At 63.8% G+C, this 20,145-nt stretch carries 18 protein-coding genes; 10 read left to right on the forward strand and 8 right to left on the reverse strand.

Annotation, left to right across the window (positions count from 1 at the left end):
• Nucleotides 1–33: 33 nt before the first annotated feature.
• From CH275_RS08255 to CH275_RS08270, 4 genes are read right to left on the reverse strand one after another with little or no spacing between them, the layout of a single operon-like run.
• Nucleotides 34–837 carry an HAD family hydrolase gene (locus CH275_RS08255; protein ID WP_094676916.1) on the reverse strand — a complete coding sequence of 268 codons (804 nt, stop codon included), beginning with the start codon at nt 835–837 and terminating at the stop codon, nt 34–36.
• Nucleotides 834–3,167: a phosphoribosyltransferase domain-containing protein gene (locus CH275_RS08260; RefSeq protein ID WP_094676918.1), complete on the reverse strand. Its 2,334-nt coding sequence runs from the start codon at nt 3,165–3,167 to the stop codon at nt 834–836. The genes CH275_RS08255 and CH275_RS08260 overlap by 4 nt, the downstream gene beginning before the upstream one ends.
• Nucleotides 3,164–4,312, reverse strand: coding sequence for an HpcH/HpaI aldolase/citrate lyase family protein (locus CH275_RS08265; protein ID WP_094677347.1), 1,149 nt, complete (start codon nt 4,310–4,312; stop codon nt 3,164–3,166). Before CH275_RS08265 ends, CH275_RS08260 begins: the two co-directional genes overlap by 4 nt.
• Nucleotides 4,313–4,335: 23 nt before the next feature.
• Nucleotides 4,336–5,421 carry a hypothetical protein gene (locus CH275_RS08270; RefSeq protein ID WP_094677349.1) on the reverse strand — a complete coding sequence of 362 codons (1,086 nt, stop codon included), beginning with the start codon at nt 5,419–5,421 and terminating at the stop codon, nt 4,336–4,338.
• A 220-nt stretch (nt 5,422–5,641) separates the two neighbouring features.
• Here CH275_RS08270 and CH275_RS08275 point away from each other — a divergent pair, with 220 nt between their 5' ends.
• Entirely contained in the window at nt 5,642–6,217 is a 576-nt protein-coding gene (locus CH275_RS08275; protein ID WP_027495074.1) for a TerD family protein, read from the forward strand.
• 160 nt (nt 6,218–6,377) lie between these two features.
• Entirely contained in the window at nt 6,378–7,475 is a 1,098-nt protein-coding gene (locus tag CH275_RS08280) for a DUF475 domain-containing protein (protein ID WP_094676920.1), read from the forward strand.
• Nucleotides 7,476–7,493: 18 nt separating this feature from the next.
• Here CH275_RS08280 and CH275_RS30250 read toward each other — a convergent pair whose 3' ends face one another.
• From CH275_RS30250 to CH275_RS08295, 3 genes are all read right to left on the reverse strand, one after another.
• Nucleotides 7,494–7,859, reverse strand: coding sequence for a helix-turn-helix transcriptional regulator (locus tag CH275_RS30250; RefSeq protein WP_094676922.1), 366 nt, complete (start codon nt 7,857–7,859; stop codon nt 7,494–7,496).
• Between the two features lie 281 nt (nt 7,860–8,140).
• On the reverse strand, nt 8,141–8,839 hold the full coding sequence (locus tag CH275_RS08290) for a response regulator transcription factor (protein WP_094676924.1): 699 nt from the start codon (nt 8,837–8,839) through the stop codon (nt 8,141–8,143).
• Nucleotides 8,840–8,863: 24 nt separating this feature from the next.
• On the reverse strand, nt 8,864–10,267 hold the full coding sequence (locus CH275_RS08295) for a glycosyltransferase family 87 protein (protein WP_094676926.1): 1,404 nt from the start codon (nt 10,265–10,267) through the stop codon (nt 8,864–8,866).
• 161 nt (nt 10,268–10,428) lie between these two features.
• Here CH275_RS08295 and rpsF point away from each other — a divergent pair, with 161 nt between their 5' ends.
• From rpsF to CH275_RS08335, 8 genes are all read left to right on the forward strand, one after another.
• Nucleotides 10,429–10,716 (forward strand): 30S ribosomal protein S6, encoded by a 288-nt coding sequence (rpsF, locus tag CH275_RS08300; RefSeq protein WP_008711385.1) that lies wholly within the window; start codon nt 10,429–10,431, stop codon nt 10,714–10,716.
• Nucleotides 10,717–10,773: 57 nt separating this feature from the next.
• On the forward strand, nt 10,774–11,319 hold the full coding sequence (locus CH275_RS08305; RefSeq protein WP_027495079.1) for a single-stranded DNA-binding protein: 546 nt from the start codon (nt 10,774–10,776) through the stop codon (nt 11,317–11,319).
• 42 nt (nt 11,320–11,361) lie between these two features.
• A complete protein-coding gene (gene rpsR / locus CH275_RS08310) occupies nt 11,362–11,604 on the forward strand; it encodes a 30S ribosomal protein S18 (protein ID WP_008711381.1) in 243 nt (80 codons plus the stop codon).
• Nucleotides 11,605–11,619: 15 nt separating this feature from the next.
• A complete protein-coding gene (gene rplI, locus CH275_RS08315) occupies nt 11,620–12,075 on the forward strand; it encodes a 50S ribosomal protein L9 (protein ID WP_032378698.1) in 456 nt (151 codons plus the stop codon).
• Between the two features lie 234 nt (nt 12,076–12,309).
• On the forward strand, nt 12,310–14,589 hold the full coding sequence (locus CH275_RS08320; RefSeq protein ID WP_094676928.1) for a SulP family inorganic anion transporter: 2,280 nt from the start codon (nt 12,310–12,312) through the stop codon (nt 14,587–14,589).
• A 522-nt stretch (nt 14,590–15,111) separates the two neighbouring features.
• The gene (dnaB, locus tag CH275_RS08325) at nt 15,112–17,754 is read left to right on the forward strand and encodes a replicative DNA helicase (RefSeq protein WP_094676930.1); all 2,643 of its coding nucleotides are present in this window, start codon (nt 15,112–15,114) and stop codon (nt 17,752–17,754) included.
• A gap of 76 nt (nt 17,755–17,830) precedes the next feature.
• Entirely contained in the window at nt 17,831–18,088 is a 258-nt protein-coding gene (locus tag CH275_RS08330) for a DUF3297 family protein (protein WP_094611446.1), read from the forward strand.
• 94 nt (nt 18,089–18,182) lie between these two features.
• Entirely contained in the window at nt 18,183–19,613 is a 1,431-nt protein-coding gene (locus tag CH275_RS08335; protein ID WP_094676932.1) for a CoA transferase, read from the forward strand.
• Between the two features lie 46 nt (nt 19,614–19,659).
• On the opposite strand, the gene CH275_RS08340 is transcribed toward CH275_RS08335, so the two are convergent.
• Nucleotides 19,660–20,145, reverse strand: coding sequence for a cysteine hydrolase family protein (locus CH275_RS08340; protein WP_094676934.1), 486 nt, complete (start codon nt 20,143–20,145; stop codon nt 19,660–19,662).

The raw sequence follows: 20,145 nt of genomic DNA on the forward strand, positions 1-20,145 counted from the left end.
CCTTGTACTGCGTCTGTCTCCCCGGACGACCAGTTAGACGCGGTGCACGGCGGTTCGGTTCCGCAACCACTCGAGAATTTCTTCGCTGGCTCGCACACCGGAGGACTCGGTGACGGTCAACCCGGGGCGGGTGAATCCCAGTAGTTCCAGTTCGCCGTGCCGTGGCCGGATCGCCGCGTCGGCCGCGCCGAGCATCTCGGCGTCGAGCGCACCGTCGCCTGCGGCGAAGAGTCCGGCCTCGGCGTCCAGAGTCCCGTCCTCGATCAGCCTCGAACGAACTTCGGCAACCGCGGAGCTCTTGCACACCGCGTTCGGCATCGTGTAGATCTTGCGGCCCTGCTGCGAGACGTTCCAGTCTCGGGCGGCGCACCACTGCGACCACTCTGCGACGAAGTTCTCCGGCACCTCGGCCGTGTCGACCACCAGGTAGCAGAACAGGCCGTCGGCCTCGCGGTACTTGAGGACCCAATCCTCGGAGACCCGCGATCTGAGCTCCGCGCCGATGCCGGCCAGATCCAGGTCGAACGTGTTGCGCCACTGCGCGTCCGGCTCACCGTCGACGAGAATGTTGCCGCCGTTGCTGGTGATCGCGTACCGCCAGGGTGCGCCGGGGAGTGCAATCCGCTGAAACTGCTCGATGGTGCGCGTCGTCGTCGGCACGACGACGACGCTCCCGCTCAATTCGCGCAGTTTCGTGACCGCACGAGTGCTCATGTACGACAACGGCTTTCCCTCGTACACCTCCACGCACGCGAACGTGTCGTCCAGCGGTACCCCGAGTGCCCCCTCGGAGAAGATCATCGTGCGGTCGAGATCGACGCCCACCAGGGCACTCACGACGCGTCCTCGGTGGAGACGTTCTTGATCAGCCCCATGCACGAGTAGGCGAGGTCGGGAACTACGTCCACCGGTACTCCCCTGGCAGCGGCGAGCATCCGAATGTGTTCGTGCTCGGGCGCATCGGCGTCGCGCACCAGTACCCGCCATGGAACGCGGCGCAGCAGCACCCTGGTGGTTTCGCCGACCCCGGGCTTGACGAAATTGACGTGTGAGATGCCGTATTCCTCACGGACCTTCTCCACCGACGCCCAGCCGGACCACGTGGGGGTGCGGTCGGAGCCGAGCACTGCTGCCACCGAGGCGTCGACCTCGTCCCGAACGTCGTCGAAACGTGCCGCGACGGTGTCGAGCAGATGGCGTGAGACGTCGTCGGGCGCGAGATCGGAGTAGTACTTCGCGCCGTGGAAGTCTCCGGGTCCGATCAGGCTGTCGTTGAGTACGGTTCGTGAAACCAGTCCCGACACAGTCGAGTTCAAGCAGGCCGAGGCGATGAGGAAGTCGTCGCGGGTGCCGTACGTGCGAGCGCAGTTGCCCGGATCGGCGAGCACGGCCAGATCGTCGTCGAACTCGGCTCCCGGGAATTCGCGCAGTGCAGCGGTGAGTTCGCGGGCGATTGCACCCTTGCCGGTCCACCCGTCGACGAACACCACCGAACGGGAGTCGTGATGCTCGGAGAGGTAGCGCAGCGCGACAGCGTCGATGCCTCGATCGCGCACGATCGACACCGCATAGTGCGGAATCTCGATACCGTGAGCGGCGAATGCCCAGCGGCGCATCAGAATTCCCACGGGTGTGCCCGCGCGAGCGAGCGAGGCGAGGGCGATGTCGTGTCCACGCTCGGCCAGGACGACCTCGGTGACGGTACCGACTGCGATCGCCAGCCGTGATGCGCTCTCCTGCAGCACCTTCTCGAACAGTTCGCGGTAGGCGAGATCCGGTTGGTACTCGACCGGAAGTGACTCGGCATAATGGGCCTCGCCGGCCTGAATGCGCTTCTCGCGCTCCTCGATTCCGGCCTCGAGCGAGACCGCCGAGAGATCCTTGAGTAGCCAGGTGACCTCGTCCGCTGCATAGGAGCCGAATTCGGGTCCCCGAAGCGGACGCGCCCGCCGAGAGACCTCGAGTGCTGCCGGGTCGGCCCCGGTGACGACGACCAGCACCACGTCGGCGCCCGAGGCGGCGAGTGTCTCGGCGGCGGTGGTGAGGGCAGCGGTGTCGGCAGGCGCGTCGGCGACGAGCACCAGGGCCGCGTCCCGTGGACCCGACGCGTTGTAGAGGTAGCGCAGTCCCGATTCGTCCTCGGGAGCAGTGAATTCGAAGCCGCGGCGCAGCGGATAACCGGGCAGGTCGAGAACGTATGCCGGCGACCGGGTGGTGGTCTGGAACAGCGCGGGGTGTCCGAGCTTCTGCAATGCCGCTGCGAGTCGGAGCGGCAGATACATCAGCTCCTCGTGGCCGATCACCACCACCGCTGTCGATTCGATCAGGGCAGCATCGACGGTGGCCGCGACGGCGTCGATCGCGATGTCGAACGCTGCCGCGTCGGAACGAAGGAACCCGTGTCGACCGCCGTCGGGCAGAGTCGCCGGCCACTGCGCATCGACGCGGCGCACCGAGCCGGATTGGACTGCAACGGGATTGAGCTCAGGATCGGGTAGGTCGAGTACCGCTTCCACCAGTCCAGGAGCGAGCTCCACCGAACCCTGCGCGAGGCTCACGTTGTCGATGCGGACGCCGAGTTCGGTTGCCACCGCAGCGGCAGCGGCGAGATGCTCGGCGGTGCGCATGTCCACCAGGGAGGCGATCACGTAGTGCGTGCGACCGGCCGAGGAATGAATCTGCCGCAACGCATCCAGCGCCGTTGCTCCTGTCGAGATCTCGTCGTCCACCAGGATCAAAGGCAGTTCGCCGGCGAGGAGATCGGCCGATGTCGGCACCAGCAGGTGGTCGGTGGCGTGCGAGTGACCCTCCTCGAACTCGCCGTGCACGGTCATGCCGGGAACGATGCGCCGCGTCGAGTGGAGATAGCAGTGCGCGCCCAGTGCAGTGGCTACTGTGTGCCCCAATCCCGTTGCTGTCTCGGCAAATCCGAGCACATCGACATCGGACCCGCTCACCGTATCGGCGACGAGAGCAGCCAGTTCGTTGCCTGCGGCGATGACGACGTCCGGATCCACAGGGATGTGTTTGCCCAGCACCGTCGATACCAACAGATGAGCGCGGCGGGGGTTGCGACGTAGACCGGGCCGCACCAACTGCGTGGCCGACCAGGACGACGACGAACCCGTGTCGGTGAGCACGATGCCGTCGGCCGGATTCGTGCTCATCGCTGTGCCAATGCGGTCAGCAGGTCCACGAACGTGATTCCCTCGTTGGTGACGCCGAATGCCTTGGCTCGCAACACCGTCTGCTTCGCCCAATTGCGGTGCGGGCCCAGCTCGTTCATCTTGTTTCGGTAGCCGGATGCCTGTACGCCACCCTGGTCGGAGGACAGGATGTCGAGTGCATCGTGATACTCCTCGTGGGTCACTGCGGACAGCGCGTGCACGGCGGGGACGTGCGAGGGATGAATGACGGTCTTGCCCTGGATACCGTTGGCCCGGTCGAGGGCCACCTCGCGCAGGAGTGCATCGAGGTCGCTGCTGACCAGTTGCTGGCGGAAGCGGACGGCATCTTGGTCGACGAAGGGTGTCTGCCGTAGCAACGGACGGAACATGCGTTCGTGGTCTGCGAAGTACTCCCACACCGGGCCGGTGATGACGTATCCGGACCCGTCGTAGCGGCCCAGGTGGTTGACGATCGCACTGATGACGTCGGCGACGACGCGGACGTCGTAGATCGTCAGGTCGCGGTCGCGTCGGATGCCGAAGGTGCCGCACATGTCGGTGGCTCCGATGCGCACGGCAAGCACTGTGTCCCGGTAGGTCCCGAGGAGCTCACGGATGGCAACGAGTTCCACGTCTCGAGTCTCGCGGTGTACCACCTCCCACGATTCGAGGACGGGCATCGCGAACAGGCGGGTGCCATGTGACTGCGACGCCGCGACGATCTCGTCGAGGAAGTCGGCCCCGCGTGCCGCCGTGAATTTCGGCACGACGAATCCGGCGAGCCCGCCCGCGCCGTGGGTGAGCCCGGCGCAGATGGTTCGGATGTGCTCGGGGGTGCGTGCTCGGACGAACACGAGCGAACTCGTACCCGAGAGTTCGTTCAGAGTTCGGATGGCGTTCGCCAACGCTTCGTCCAGATCATGATCTGCGACAGCGTCTTCGAGATCGATGACGATGGACCGCACACCCTCGTCGGTGCGTTTGTTCACCGTCGTAGTCAGGTCGGGGCGTGTTGCCGGGATGTACAGCGTTGCGCCGAGAGCCGTTGCCACGAGGTCGTTTCCGTCGTTCGTCTCGATGTCTTCCGGTTGCATGAAGAACACTCGTTCACGGGTGTCTGCGTCGAGATGGCGAAAGTGTTGCACCACTGTCCTTCGTGTGAATGTGATCAGTGCGAGTTACGCATGCGGTCGATCACGCCTGCGATGAAGTCCGAAATGGTATCCAGATCCTGCAGATATGACCAGTAGTCGGGATGGGTACCCGTCAGCGCTGTGCTCGCCCTGTCGATCCGGGCGAGCTGAGCATCCAACACCGAGCCCCATTCGGCAACCAGGCCACGATTGATCGCGAGTTGTTGAGCGTCACGAAGTTTGAACCGCACTGTGTTCTCGGTCGCTTTCGGGTCGGCCTTCACCGCGCGCAGCAGACGAACTCGGTCGGTCACCGCGTCGACCAGATGTTCGGCATCGCTCAGATGGCGGCGCGCCTGGGTCACCAGATCCAACGACTGTTCGGGGTTCCCTGCGTCGAGCGCCGAACGCGCCGCCCGCAGATCCTCGTCCGCCTGCTCGATGTGTCGCGCACTCGACCGTTCGTTACGCGAGAGATCCGCCGAGCTCTTGGCATTGAACTCGCGAAGCAGGCTCGAGAAGGCCGGTGCGATGCCCTCGGATCGCGTTCGGACGGCTTCGATTCGGGTGCGTACCGAGGACAGTGCGGTTCTGGCCTCCTGAAGTCGTCCGGGGGCCGACTCCACTGCCGCGCGTAGCGCTGCTGCTCGTTCGCGCACCTGAGCGGCGCTCTCGCGTGCGCGCAGCGGATCGCGCTGATTGCTCTGCAATTGCGTTGTTGCCGAATCGAGTTCGCGCCACGCCAGACGTAGCGACGGGTACCCGGCGTACTGCTCGTCGACGGTGGATCGGGCGGCGTCGGCCTCGGTGAGAGCGTCCTGCACCAGGCGCGGGGTTGCCGCGAATCGAGAGGAAGCCTGCTCGAGGGTGCTGCGATGAGCATCGTAGAAGCGATCGACGGCCACGCTTGCGTCGTGCAGCAGCCCGGTTGCGCTGTCGAATGCCGATCGGGCCGCGGCTGTGGTGATTCCGTCGAACTGATCGACGGCGGCGAGGTACGCGGCTCCGGCGTCGAAGCATTGCTTCTCGGTGTCGGCCCATCGGGCGGCGAGCCGATCCTCGGGATGCAGCGCGGTGGAGGCCTCGACTCCTGCCGACGCGATGGACTGTCGCTTGTCCATGTCGAGAAATGCGGCGACGGCATTGTCCTGGGAACGACGCGCGGCGGCGTCGGATTCGGCACCTCGGCGGAACACCCCAGGCCAGCGACTTGTCACCTGCTCGATAGTACCGACGGGAACCCTGGCGATGTCGTACTCGTTGGCCGAGTACGTCCAAGAACCGGACATTCCCACTACGGTTGAACCCGTAACGGGAAACCATTTGCGAAAGGACCTCTCCATGGGCGTCAGCCTCAGCAAGGGTGGCAATGTCTCGCTCACCAAGGCAGCTCCGAACCTGACCGCGGTCGTGGTCGGACTCGGGTGGGACATCCGCACGACGACCGGTACCGACTTCGATCTCGATGCCAGCGCCATTGCGCTGAATTCGACGAAGAAGGCCCTGAGCGACGGACACTTCGTGTTCTTCAACAACCTGAAGTCTCCCGACGGCTCCATCGAGCACACCGGAGACAACACCACGGGTGAGGGCGACGGAGACGACGAGCAGATCAAGGTCGATCTCGCCGCTGTGCCGCCGGAGATCGAGACCATCACCTTTCCCGTGTCGATCTACGATGCGGACGCACGCTCGCAGTCGTTCGGTCAGGTGCGCAACGCGTTCATCCGCGTCATCAACCAGGCCGACAACTCCGAGCTCGCCCGCTACGACCTCAGCGAGGACGCTTCCACCGAGACCGCCATGGTCTTCGGTGAGCTGTACCGCAACGGCGCGGAGTGGAAGTTCCGCGCAGTCGGTCAGGGCTACGCATCCGGCCTCGCAGGCATCGCCCGAGACTTCGGAGTAAACGTCTAGTCAAGACTCTCCCAAGATTGGGGATACCCCCGCTTCATCGTTCATGATGGGCGGGGGTTTTTCCGTATTTGTCGGCCCCGACCGGTCGCTCCTGCCGGCTCCGCTACTGAGCTGATGGGTCACTCCGCCGGCTCCGCTCCTAGCCAGAAGGGCCACACCTGTGGTTGTGAAGATCTTCGGATGGTCGATCGCGGTCACCATCGTCTCCGTCATCGTGGCCTTCCTCTACGGCGGGATCGAGGCGATGATCCTCGTCCTCATCCTCGGCGTGCTCGAGGTGTCCCTGTCCTTCGACAACGCCGTCATCAACGCCACCGTGCTGCGACGGATGAGCGAGTTCTGGCAGAAGATCTTCCTCACCATCGGCATCGTCATCGCCGTGTTCGGTATGCGGCTGCTCTTCCCGCTGGTCATCGTCTGGGCTGCATCCGGTCTCGGCCCGGTGGCTGCGATCGATCTCGCGCTGAACCCGCCGCCCAACGACGCGGCGTACTTCGACGACGGCCGCCCCAGCTACGAAACGCTGCTCACCGACGCTCATCCGCAGATCGCAGCATTCGGCGGCATGTTCCTGCTGATGCTCTTCCTCGGCTTCATCTTCGAGGATCGCGAGATCACGTGGTTGAGCTGGCTGGAGAAGCCCTTGGCCCGAATCGGTCGCCTCGATCAGCTGTCCGTCGTCGTTGCCGGCTTGCTGCTGGTACTGAGCGCTGAATTCCTCGCCGAGGACGACAAGATCTCCACGGTCATGGTCTCCGGCGTGCTCGGCATGATCACGTACATCGCGGTGAACGGTCTCGGCGAGCTGTTCCACGTCGAAGAAGAGGGCGAAGAGTCCTCGGGTGGACCCAGCGAACTGGCGAAGGCGACGGGTAAGGCCGGCTTCTTCCTGTTCCTCTACCTCGAGGTGCTCGACGCGTCCTTCTCGTTCGACGGCGTCATCGGGGCCTTCGCCATCACTGCAGACCCGATCATCATTGCGCTCGGCCTCGGCTTCATCGGTGCGATGTTCGTCCGCTCGATCACGGTGTTCCTCGTGCGCAAGGGCACGTTGTCCGACTACGTGTACCTCGAGCACGGCGCGCACTGGGCAATCGGTGCGTTGTCGGTCATTCTGCTGGTGTCCATCGGTGTGCACATCAACGAGCTGATCACCGGCTTCGTGGGAATCCTGTTCATCGGAGCTGCGCTGCTGAGCAGTATCCGACGCAACAAGCGCCTCGAGAAGGAAGGCGTGGACACCGCAGTCAGCGTCTGATCTGCTGGCCGGGCGGGCTCAGAGCTCCGAGATATCGACGAGCCCGTCCTGGAGGGCCCGCGCGACCAGCCCGGCCTTGGTCGGTGCCGGTCGCCCGACCGAGGTGTACTTGGCCCGGATTCGGGTGAGATGGGTGTTCACGGTGCCGAGCGAGAGAAACAGTGTCTTCGCCACTGCGGTCTTCGAGTCGTGCCGAATCCAGCAGAGAAGCACCTCGATCTCGCGGCCGGTGAGGTCGGGTCGCGGCGGGAACGGGCTCGGAGCGGCCGGAACGGGGTGTATCTGCAGCGCGGGCGGAACCAAGCTGATGGGCCCACGTGAACGGCGTGCGGTCGGGACTCCCGAGTCGTCCGCGGAGGGCAAGGGTTCGAGCAGTGCAGACATCAAATCTCCCGGACGCCGAAGTGAGTTGAGACCAACTAAACCAATGTGAACGATTCTCACAGGTAATACGCAGGTTTTCTGCCCTGATTTTCAGGGGCATTGAATCGTCAACCGTCGTGGCAGCGTCTTACGGCAGTACGACAGACTCGCGTCCACCGGCTTCGATCTCGATTCGCACATCCTCTCGGGAGTCGTCGACCAGGCTGGACGCGTACGACGGCGATGCTCACTGTCTCGAAAATTGTGAGATGAACCACAGCCAACCCCGCCCGGGCTCGGTATCACTCCTGCGGAGGTAGCTCGGGCATCGGGAGCCAGCCGTCCTCGACCGCTCGCTTGTACAGGTCGGTCTTCGTCGGTGCCGGACGCCCGGCCTCGGCGTACTTGTTGCGAATGCGGACGAGGTAGTCGTTGACGGTCTGCTCGGACAGGCCTGCGAGGCGGGCCACGCGCCCGGCCTTCTCGCCGGATGCGTACAGCGCGAGGACCTCACGTTGGCGTGGACTGAGGCCGACATCGGGTAGCTGCGGATCGCCGTCGATCGCAGCGGCCCAATCCGTGGTGACGACCTGACCGCCGCTCGCGGCACGCCTGATCGCCGAGACGATCGCCGCCGCCGGTGCCGACTTCCGCACTACGCCCAGTACGCCTGCGCGGGCAGCGGAGCGAACCAGAAACGCGTTCTCGGCTCCGGTGTAGACCAGCACGCGCGCACCGGCAGCGTGCAGTTGCTCCACGTTCGAGCGAGGCGACGAACCGTCCCCCAGTCGGAGGTCGAGGACGACCAGATCCAGGGTCTGCCGCTGTTCGAGCAGTTCGCCCACGGTGGCCGCGATGCACACCAGTTCGAGGTCGGGCTCGTCCGCGAGCATCGCCTGGAGGCCGAGAGCTACCGATTCGTGATCCTCGATCAGACCGACGCGTCGCACCTCGGTGGTCGTCTCGTCCGTGTTCCCCTGAGAATTCGACACCTGTGTCATGTCCCCGCCCGCCCTGATCTACGTCTACTGCCCCGACGATGCTGTCAGTGACGTCGCCGCTGGTCGGCGCGATGTTACCGACTCCTGGTCGGTGTCGCCCGGAAAAGGAACCCGCATCCGAGCCCTGATGAACAGCACGAAGAACACCAGCAGTAGCAGTGCTCGGCCCCATACGCCGACGAGAACGAAGAATTCCTCGTCGTTGGCGTCGGCACCCGAGGCGAGCGCGGCAAAGTACTTGAAGACGCCGATTCCCATCGACAGATCGACGAGCAGGTAGGCGGCGACGAGTCCCCACGGAACGCGAAGCAGCACCAGGAAGGGCAGCAGCCACAGCGTGTACTGCGGCGAATGCACCTTGTGCAGCAGCATGAATCCGCACAGCATCGATCCGCTCACTGCGATCCACGGATAGGTGCCGGTCACCTTTGCGCGACGCCAGCCCAGCCACAGCGCGAGTGCGAACGCCGAGAACACCAGCAGCGGCGACGCGACGTCCACCACGTCCTGGAAAGACGTCTCGGCCTCGGCGTACGCATCGGGCGTCATCTGGTCGCTGATGTAGAAGTGGCGCAATCCCCAGTACCAGATGGAGTTGGTCGTCAGGTCCGCCTGCCGCAGCGACTGGAACGTGAACGATGCGCGCCACCCCTCGTAGCCGAGCAGTGCGAACGGCAGATTGACTGCCACCACGGTGCCGATCGCGGCACCGGCGACCATCAGCCCGCCGCGGATGTCCCAGCGGCCTTTGACTGTGTCGGCGGACTCGCGCCCGTCGATTCCGCCGGTGATCACGTACGCGATCAGCGGCAACACGAACGCTCCTGGGTACAGCTTGAGACAGAACCCGACTGCCAGCAGCACCGACGCGAGAATCGCCCGGCGTCGTAGCGGCATGGGCAGTGTCATGACGAAGATCGCGCCGACGGCCGCGGCGACGACGGGCAGCTCCCAGTTGTGGAACGCGTACATCACCAGGGGCGGACCGATCGACCAGAGCAGCGCCGACCAGCCGGCCATCCGGCCGAGCATCCAGGCGGTGAGCAGACCGAACGGCCCGAGGATCAACGCCGACGTCAGCAGGAACTGCGCATCGGTGTGCGCGGGGACCGCACCGAGCCACATCAGCAATCCACTGAGAACCGGGTACTCCACCGTTCCGCCGGTGAGGATCCCGTCGCTGGTGATGGCTCCGTGAATGTAGGGAAAGATGTGATTGTCGATGTCTCGGCCGAGCCACAGGAATTGAATGTCGGAGTAGCAGACCGAGGAATCCTTGATGGCGTCGAACACCGTGCTGCGACCGGAAGCGTCGAAGGGCGCGACCGCGCATCGGGCCTTGTTGAGATATCCCAGAATCAATCCAAGCGCAGCCATCGCGACGACCACGACGACCGTCATCGGATTGGCGCGGACCCCGGATCGCATGGTGCAAGACTATGACGCGCGAACGCCGGACCGTACGTCCAACGCGAATTAGCAGGTCAGGGCCCTGTCGTGTATCTTCGAGGGGTTGCTGACGCAACGACCCTCCTGCCACGGATAGTCCGTGGCCGTTTTCACTAGTCCACAGGAGGTGATGAGGTCTTATGCGTCATTACGAATTGATGGTCATTCTCGACCCCAATCTGGACGAGCGCACTGTCGCTCCGTCGCTCGATACGTTCCTCAACGTCGTTCGCAAGGATGGCGGCACCGTCGACAAGGTCGATGTGTGGGGCAAGCGTCGTCTGGCCTACGAAATCCTCAAGCATGCCGAGGGCATCTACGCCGTTGTGAACCTCAACGCCGAGCCTGCCACCGTCAGCGAGCTGGATCGTCAGCTCGGACTCAACGAGTCCGTTCTGCGCACGAAGGTCCTGCGACAGGGCAAGTAATTGTCGTTGCCCGCCTCTAGGCTGGCATCTACAACGCTTACTACTGAAAGAGGAACCATGGCAGGCGAGACCGTCATCACCGTCATCGGAAACTTGACGGCTGATCCAGAACTTCGATTCACCCCCGCCGGTGCGGCGGTTGCCAACTTCACGGTTGCATCCACCCCGCGCACATTCGATCGTCAGACGAACGAATGGAAAGACGGCGACGCGCTCTTCATGCGCTGCAACATCTGGCGCGAGGCAGCGGAGAACGTTGCCGAGAGCTTGACCCGAGGCTCACGAGTGATCGTGAGCGGACGGCTGCGGCAGCGCTCGTACGAGACGCGTGAAGGTGAGAAGCGGACAGTCGTCGAGCTCGAAGTCGACGAGATCGGACCTTCACTTCGCTACGCCACCGCAAAGGTCAACAAGGCCAATCGCGGTGGAGGTGGCGGCGGAGGCGGCTTCAACTCCGGCTCGGGTTCCTCTGGCGGATCGGGCGGCGGCCGCTCGAACTCCTCGTCCAACTCCGGTTCCGGAGGAGACGATCCCTGGGGCAGCGCCCCGGCGGCATCGGGCTCCTTCGGCGGACGTGGCGGAGACGAAGAGCCACCGTTCTAGATCCTTCGATCGAGAACAACCAGATGTAACGGAGAAAGACCCATGCCCAAACCGCCATTGCGCGACAAGGTGCTCAAGAAGAAAGCGTGTTCCTTCTGCAAGGAGAAGAACGCGTCGATCGACTACAAGGACACGACGTTGCTGCGTAAGTACGTCAGCGATCGCGGAAAGATCCGTGCTCGCCGTGTCACCGGCAACTGCGTCCAGCATCAGCGTGACGTGGCCGTTGCCGTGAAGAACTCGCGTGAGGTAGCACTGCTGCCTTACGCCGCGACGGCTCGATAGAAAGGGGCGATTGGTATGAAACTGATCCTCACCGCTGATGTGGACAACCTCGGTGCGCCTGGCGACACCGTAGAGGTCAAGGACGGCTACGGCCGTAACTTCCTGCTGCCCCGCGGATTGGCCATCCAGGCCACCCGTGGAGCTCAGAAGCAGGTCGACGGCATCCGCCGCGCTCAGGAAGCTCGTGCCGTGCGCGGACTCGAGCACGCCAACGAGCTCAAGCAGGCCATCGAAGGCCTCGAGGCCGTCACGCTGTCCGTGAAGACCGCGGGCGACTCGGGCAAGCTGTTCGGCTCGGTCACCGCGTCGGACGTCGCTTCTGCTCTCAAGGCCGCCGGTGGCCCGGTTGTCGACAAGCGCAGCATCGATCTGCCGAAGGCACACGTCAAGAGCACGGGCAAGCACGACATCGTCGTGAACCTGCACCCCGACGTGACTGCCAAGTTCAAGCTGGAGGTCGTCGGAAGCTGATTTCGGCTTTCGGCCCACTACGGCTGCAGAAAGCCCCACGAACCTCGGTTCGTGGGGCTTTTTCGTGTCTTCTCACAAAGATCAACTGTCGCAATGGGTTCCGATTTGTGAAGGATCTCTCTTCGGACGTTCGTGAGCAAAGCTTTGCGTACTCTTTAGGCGGGGCGACATCGAACATCATCAACAGATGGATCCACCCGACCTGACGCCTAGACGCCCGGAGGAATTACTGCCGTGACCACGACTGTGGAACCCGACTCGGAGCCCAGCCGCAAGACCCGACCCGAGGCGCAGTCTCGAGTCGGGTCCATCCTGAAATACGACGTACCAGCCTCATTGGTTGTTTTCCTTGTGGCAGTGCCACTTTCGATCGGCATCGCCGTCGCCTCCGGCGCGCCGATCATGGCCGGTCTCATCGCCGCCGTGGTCGGCGGAATTCTCGCCGGCATACTCGGTGGATCACCGTTGCAGGTCAGTGGTCCCGCCGCAGGCCTGACCGTCGTGGTCGCCGAGTTGGTGAACCAATTCGGTTGGGGCGTAACGTGCGCCATCACGGTTCTGGCCGGAGCCGTGCAGATCCTGCTGGGAATGAGTCGAATCGCACGAAGTGCCCTGGCCATTTCGCCGGTGGTGGTACACGCCATGCTCGCCGGTATCGGTACAACCATTGCACTGCAACAGATTCACGTCCTTCTCGGCGGCGAGTCCGAGAGTTCGGCAGTGCAGAACATTCTCGCTATCCCCACGTCGGTCGCCAACGGCCAGTGGCCGTCGATCATCGTCGGCGGCATCGTGGTCGTGCTCATGTTCGGCTGGCCGCGATTGGCGGGCGTGTCGGGTGTGATGGCCAAGGTGACGAAGGTGCCGGCCGCACTCGTCGCAGTGGTCACTGCCACAGCGGTCTCCATCTTCTTCTCCCTGGACGTCGAGCGAATCGAATTGCCGGGCAACCTGATCGAGTCGCTGAGCTTCCCGATCATGCCCGACGGGCAGTGGAGCGCGTTTGTCACCGGCGTCATCACCATTGCTCTGATCGCCAGCGTCGAGAGCCTGCTCTCCGCGGTCGCCGTCGACAAGATGCACAGCGGTGAGCGCACCAACTTCGACCGAGAATTGATGGCACAGGGCGCAGGCAACATGGCCTCGGGTGCCATCGGCGGACTGCCGATCACCGGCGTCATCGTGCGGAGCGCGACCAACGTCAAGGTCGGCGCCAAGTCTCGGGCGTCGGCGATTCTGCACGGCGTGTGGATCCTGATCTTCTCGGTGCTGTTCATTTCGATCGTCGAACTGGTTCCGTTCGCTGCACTCGCCGGATTGCTGGTGATGATCGGTGTGCAGCTGATCAAGTTGGCAGACATCAAGATTGCGAACAAGACCGGCGACATCGCGGTCTACGCGGTCACGGTCGTCGGTGTGGTGGCACTCAATCTGCTCGAGGGCGTCCTTATCGGTTTGGCACTGTCGATCATTCTCGTGCTGCGCCGTGTGGTGTGGGCGAAGGTCCGCGCAGAGGAGACGGTCGACGGCACCTGGCGCGTCACCACCGAGGGGTCGTTGAGCTTTCTTGCCCTCCCCCGATTGACGCATGTGCTGTCCACCGTCCCCGCCGGAACCGCAGTCACCGTGCATCTGGGAGTGGACTTCCTCGACCACGCGGTGCACGACGCCCTGAACGAGTGGATACGTCAGCACGAACTCGGCGGCGGCACAGTGAAAGTCGAGGAAGTGGGCACGGCGTCGATGGCCGCAGCGGCCGAGGGTCCGCCCAAGCGGGGGTCTGCGACGGTACGCAGCTCGTTGGCTCCGTGGCGCGCGTGGCAGCTCAAGGACGATGTTGCGCAGGAGGATTCGCCCGTCGCCCTGCGGGCGGTGCTCAGTGGTGTTGCCGAGTATCACCGCACCCACGCCCCCAATATTCGTCCGCACCTCGAGGGCCTGACCGAATCTCAGGATCCCGATACGCTCTTCCTCTGCTGCGTGGACTCGCGCGTGATGCCGAACACGATCACCAGTAGCGGACCGGGCGATCTGTTCACGGTCCGCAACATGGGCAATCTCGTGCCCGCTCAGGGACAGGATTGCTCGGTGGAGGCCGCTCTGGCGTTCGGCGTCGATCAACTGGGCACGTCGTCGGTGGTGGTGTGTGGACACTCGGGCTGCGGTGCCATGAAGGCGGTGCTGAGTGGGCCGGAGAATGCCGCAGACGAGTCTGTCGCGGAATGGTTGGGGTACGCGGTGGCGAGCCTTGACGCGTACCGCAGCGGGCACGTGGTGGGTCGTCAGGCCGCAGAGCTCGGGTTCGGTGAAGCGGATCAGCTCGCGATGGTGAACGTGGCCGTGCAGTTGCAGACACTCACGCGTCACCGCGTGGTGGGTCGCGCCAACGCCGATGGGCGCCTGCACATCACCGGACTGTTCTTCGATATTCCGACGGCCAGGGTGCTCCGGATCGGTACCAAAGAGGTCACGGTGCTGGATCCGGCCGATTGTCCGCAGAAGAGCCGAGCCTGACGTCTGATCGGCAGTGACGAGGGGCCCGATTCCAAGCTTGGAATCGGGCCCCTTCTGCGGAAACGGGACGGTGGTCTGTTTCTGTGAGCGATCCCAGTCTGTGTGACCTACTTCACCCTGGGGTTCACTTCGTATTTACTCAACACGCCCGAGCTGTCAATTCGGCCGACACGCCGATCCAGAATCAATGCACAGGAAGAAAACTTTATGTACACCCATCGACCTGGGCGAATGGTCGAAACTGTGAAACTTATACCCAGGTTATCCCCAGGTGGTCAACACCGTTGTTCAAGTCCATCCACATTCCATCCACAACTTCGTGCACAGGCCGTGTTGTGACTACTGCCGATAACGCTTAACGTCCGTGCAGCGTCTCTCTCGATGCCGTGCGCAGGTACCGAGGCAGTGTGAATCCGGTGTCGATCAGTACCTGTCGGTGCCCGGGGGTAGAACTTGCTGGAACGCGCGGCTGGGTGGTATTCGGCCGTGTCGACGACGATGGGGAGAGGACGGCCGGTTCGCGTGGCAGTTGTGGACGATCGAGGACAGTCCGATTACTCCGGCTCCCCTTCCAGCGAGGGTCCCGGTGAGGATTTCGGCCGCCAGCCCCCGCAGGACATGGCTGCCGAGCAGTCCGTGCTGGGCGGCATGCTGCTGAGCAAGGACGCCATTGCCGACGTGCTCGAGGTGCTTCGCCCCGGGGATTTCTACCGCCCGGCCCATCAGAACGTGTACGACGCGATCCTCGACCTCTACAGCCGCGGCGAGCCGGCCGACCCGGTGACGGTGTCGGCCGAACTCGATCGACGCGGAGAACTCAAGCGCATCGGCGGACCGCCGTACTTGATCACGCTCACCCAGACGACGCCGACGGCAGCCAATGCCGGGTACTACGCCGAGATCGTCGCCGAGAAGTCGATTCTGCGCCGGCTCGTGCAGGCAGGCACCCGCATCGTGCAGTTCGGCTACGCCGGGGCCGACGGTCAGGACGTCGCCGAGGTCGTGGACCGCGCGCAGGCCGAGGTGTACGAGGTCACCGAACGCCGCACCTCCGAGGACTTCCTGCCCCTCGAGGAGCTGCTGCAGCCGACGATGGACGAAATCGACTCCATCGCCAGCCGTGGGGGTATATCCCTCGGTGTACCAACAGGATTCGCCGAACTCGACGAAATCACCAACGGCCTGCACCCGGGTCAGATGATCATCGTGGCTGCGAGGCCTGGTGTGGGCAAGGCGCTCGCTCTCGACACGCCGCTTCCGACGCCCGACGGCTGGACCACGATGGGCGAGGTGGCCGTGGGTGACCACCTCATCGACGCCCATGGCATGCCGACGCGTGTCGTGGCGGCCACCGACGTCATGCTCGATCGACCGTGCTACGAAGTCGAATTCTCCGACGGCACAGTCATCGTCGCCGACGCGGAGCACCAGTGGTTGACCGAGACCAGGGCGTCACGCAAGTCGGCGCAGGCTGCGGCCGTCAACTACAACCGGACTCGCAATCAGAAGACCTTCGCTGCTGTGCGCACCACCGAAGAAATTGCGAACTCGGTGCGCTGCCCGACGAAAGATGCACGCATCAATCACTCGGTCACCAATACTGAGGCCGTTCAGCTGCCGGAGCGTGAGCTGCTGGTGCCGCCGTACACCATGGGTGCCTGGCTGGGAGATGGAACGTCGGCGTGCGCGCAGATCACCAGTGCTGACCCCGAAATCATCGCCCGGATCGAAGGCGAAGGTCTGCACGTGGTGGCGTCGGAGAAAGCCGCACTCCGATACTCGATCAAACTTCCTACCGAGGTTGTCGAGGCAAAGGACTGTGTCGTCTGCGGCAAGCAGTTCGTGCCGTTTCCGCTCAATGTCCGTACCTGCGGCCAATCCTGCGGCGGCAAAGCGCGTTTCATGTCCGCTCCGGCCGCTGCACCGACGTGCATCGACTGCGGCAAGGTGACGACTGGTTTGCACCGCTGTCAGGCATGCCGCAACTCGATCGGGACCGTGCAGGCGCGTTTACGGACGATCGGTGTATTGGGCGACAAGCATGTACCCATCGACTATCTCCGCGGTTCCGAGGCCCAACGACGTGCGTTGTTGGCGGGTCTGCTCGATACCGACGGAACTGTCACCGGGGGCGGCTCGGTTCAATTTGCGGTCACCAGTGAACGACTCGTCCGTGGGGTGCGTGAACTGATCGTCAGCTTGGGCTATCGCGTGCAGATGTCGACCAGGAGGGTGCGAGGTCGGAGCGAAGCGTCGTCGACAGCGTTCACGTTGACGTTCGCGACGGACGATGTGGTGTTCGGTCTGCACCGCAAGCAGATGCTGCACAAGGAACGTCGAGCTGCGGGATCCACCGTCAGGTCGGGTTCGCGGTTCATCGTCGACGTTCGCCGAGTCGACTCCGTTCCGGTTCGTTGCGTGGAGGTCGACAACGCAGAGCATCTGTATCTCGCCAGCGAGTCGATGATCCCGACCCATAACTCCACGCTGTCAATGGATTTCATGCGTTCGTGCTCCATCAAGCACGGTATGCCCAGTGTCATTTTCTCCCTGGAGATGAGTCGCACCGAGATCGTCATGCGACTGTTGTCCGCCGAGGCGAAGATCAAGCTCGGTGACATGCGTTCGGGAAAGATGACCGACGACGACTGGACCAAGCTGGCTCGGCGCATGAGCGAGATCAGCGAAGCACCGCTCTTCGTCGACGATTCGCCGAACCTGACGATGATGGAGATCCGTGCGAAGGCTCGACGCCTGAAGCAGCGCAACGGCCTGAAACTCATTGTGGTGGACTACCTTCAGCTGATGTCGTCGGGCAAGAAGGTCGAATCCCGTCAGCAGGAGGTCTCGGACTTCTCGCGTCAGCTCAAGCTGTTGGCCAAGGAACTCGAATGCCCGGTGGTCGCGGTCTGCCAGCTCAACCGTGGTCCTGAGCAGCGAACCGACAAGAAGCCCATGGTGTCCGACCTCCGTGAATCGGGCTCACTGGAGCAGGACGCCGACATGGTGATTCTGCTGCACCGACCCGACGCAATCGAGCGCGACGACCCCCGCGGCGGTGAGGCCGACCTGATCCTCGGCAAGCACCGTAACGGTCCGACCGCGACAATCACTGTGGCACACCAGCTTCACCTGTCGAGGTTCGTGGACATGGCGCGAGGCTAGGGTCGGCAGCCCTGGGTCGCGTATTCTCTCTGTGAACCAACCGAGCACCCAACGCAGCATTCGACGAAAGTAATCCATGCCAGAGGACCAGAACACAGACGTTCCACCGAATCACCTCGCGATCGATCCGCGGAGCCCCTTCTACAACGAAGAGGTTCTTCGCCGGGACGTCGGTATCCGCTTCAACGGCGTCGAGAAGACCAGTGTTCGCGAATACAACGTGACCGAGGGTTGGGTGCGCGTAGAAGTACCGACCGCGAAGGATCGCTACGGAAATCCCATGCTCGTCAAGCTCAAGGGCACAGTAGAACCGTACTTCCGCGACGCGAAATAGCGGACTTCCGGCGCTCGAGGCACGCTCGAGGTCAATAACCTACGGATATACGTAGGTACATGCCGGTTGGAATCGACCGCGCGATGGTGGACGCATGACGAACACCTACTTGTACGATGCGGTCGACGGCGCTCGAACCGCCTCGGTGATAGACGAACTCGATACCCTGCTTGCTGTCGAAGGGCATCCGATCCGGTCTCGGGCGAGGGTGGTAGGAAGCGATCCACTCGTCCCGTCGCCACATCGACTCGCCGACGCAACCTCGGCCGCGATTGCGGCGTTCGGACTGCAGATCGCAGGCATTGCGGAGGATGCCGGGCGTGCGCCGCAGACCGTCATGGTGAAAGCGGAGGACGCAATCGATCAGCTCCGCGCCGCCTACCTCACCACTGTGTCGGGCGTTCCCGCGGCGCATCTGACCGAAGACCCTCGTGCACTGGGCAACAACGACTTCTATCAGTGCCGTGACGGTCGATGGATCTTCCTGATCACCGCCTACGCCGGACTGCGTGACGCGGTGTGTCGGGTGCTGAATTGCCCCCCACTTCCTGATCGCATCGCTGACGCAGCTGTTCATTGGGACGCCTATGCGCTGGAGAACGCCGTGGTTGCCAGCGGAGGCGTCGCTGCCGTCGTACGCAGCACCGAGGAGTGGCGTGCGACGGAAATGGCCCGGCATCTGCTCGGGCGAGGGGTGATCGAACTCGAGCAGATCGGTCCGGGGCCGCGCGAGGCATTGCCCGGCGGCGCGGATTGGCCACCACTGAGTTCACTTCGGGTGGCGGACCTCACCCACGTCATCGCAGGGCCGGTCTCGGCGCGGCTGCTCGCGACTTTCGGTGCCGGTGTGATGCATGTGTCCAGGCCGGACCTGCCCGATCCCATCTCGATGGTGGCGATGACGGGAGGAGGGAAGCGGAACGCATTCGCCGATCTGCGGAATGCAGAACAGCGTGACACGTTCCGGAGACTCTGCGCGGGAGCCGATGTCGTGGTCGACTCCTACCGCGGCATGGACCGGCGTGGTTTCGGCGCCGACGACCTCGCCTCACTCCGTCCAGGTGTGGTGGTGTGCGAGTATCACTGCTGGGGCGCGGACGGTCCCTGGGGTGAACGTGGTGGATTCGATCAACTGGCCTGTTCTGCAACGGGTTTCGCTGAGGCCGAGGACTTCGATGGTCGTCCGTCACTTCCGCCTACGTATCTGCTCGACGACTACCTTGCGGCATACCTGGGTGCGGCGGGGATGGTGGCAGCGCTGCGTCGCCGTGCAGTCGTGGGTGGTTCCTGGCGTGTTCGCGTCAACCTCGCTCGGGTGTGCATGTGGGTACAGGATCTCGGCCTGTTCGATCAGGACGATGTGGCCGCGCTCCCCCGCCCGAGTCGGCCGAACATCGACCTGGTGACTGTCGACTCCCCGTTCGGGCCGATCACCGAACCTGTGCTACCGCTGACGTTCAGCGACGTACCCACGCCGGTGTGGGGAGTGCCGCGTCCATTGGGAAGCTCACCTCTGCAGTGGTGACGTCCCGCGCATCACCAGGCGTGACTGCCCGGCTCGAACGGCAGCGTCATTCCGCGACAGTCGCACAGGTTGCGGCCATGGAGTCGAGCGCATGCCGATGTTCGTCGGCGGTCGACCCCGCGCACGCACCTGCGTACACCGTCACGCGATAGCCCAGTGAGCATGCACGTTCCGCGGCAATCCGAACCCCGAAATCCGTGAGGTACCCGGTGATCACCACGTGCTCCACCCCGATGAGTCTCAGCTGGGCATCCAGATCGGGGTTGGACCAGATGTCGCGGTCGAACTTCGTTGCGATGAGGTCTCCTGGCCGAGGCGTCATCGACGGGTGGAAGCGGGCACCGTCACCGTCCGCGTCGGAGCGCATCGGATCGGCTGCATCCCGGCTCAGATAGCGAGTACACACCACCAGTGAGCCCGCAGCGCGCTGGGCTGCACGGACCGATTCGGCGCGAGCCAATGCACCGGGGTCGTGTCCGAGCTCGATGATCCAGGGCTGAAAGTCGATCTCCAACAATGCCGTTCGCGGCAT

Origin of the sequence: Rhodococcus sp. 06-235-1A (assembly GCF_002258785.1) — a bacterium.
Taxonomy (GTDB): Bacteria; Actinomycetota; Actinomycetes; order Mycobacteriales; family Mycobacteriaceae; genus Rhodococcoides.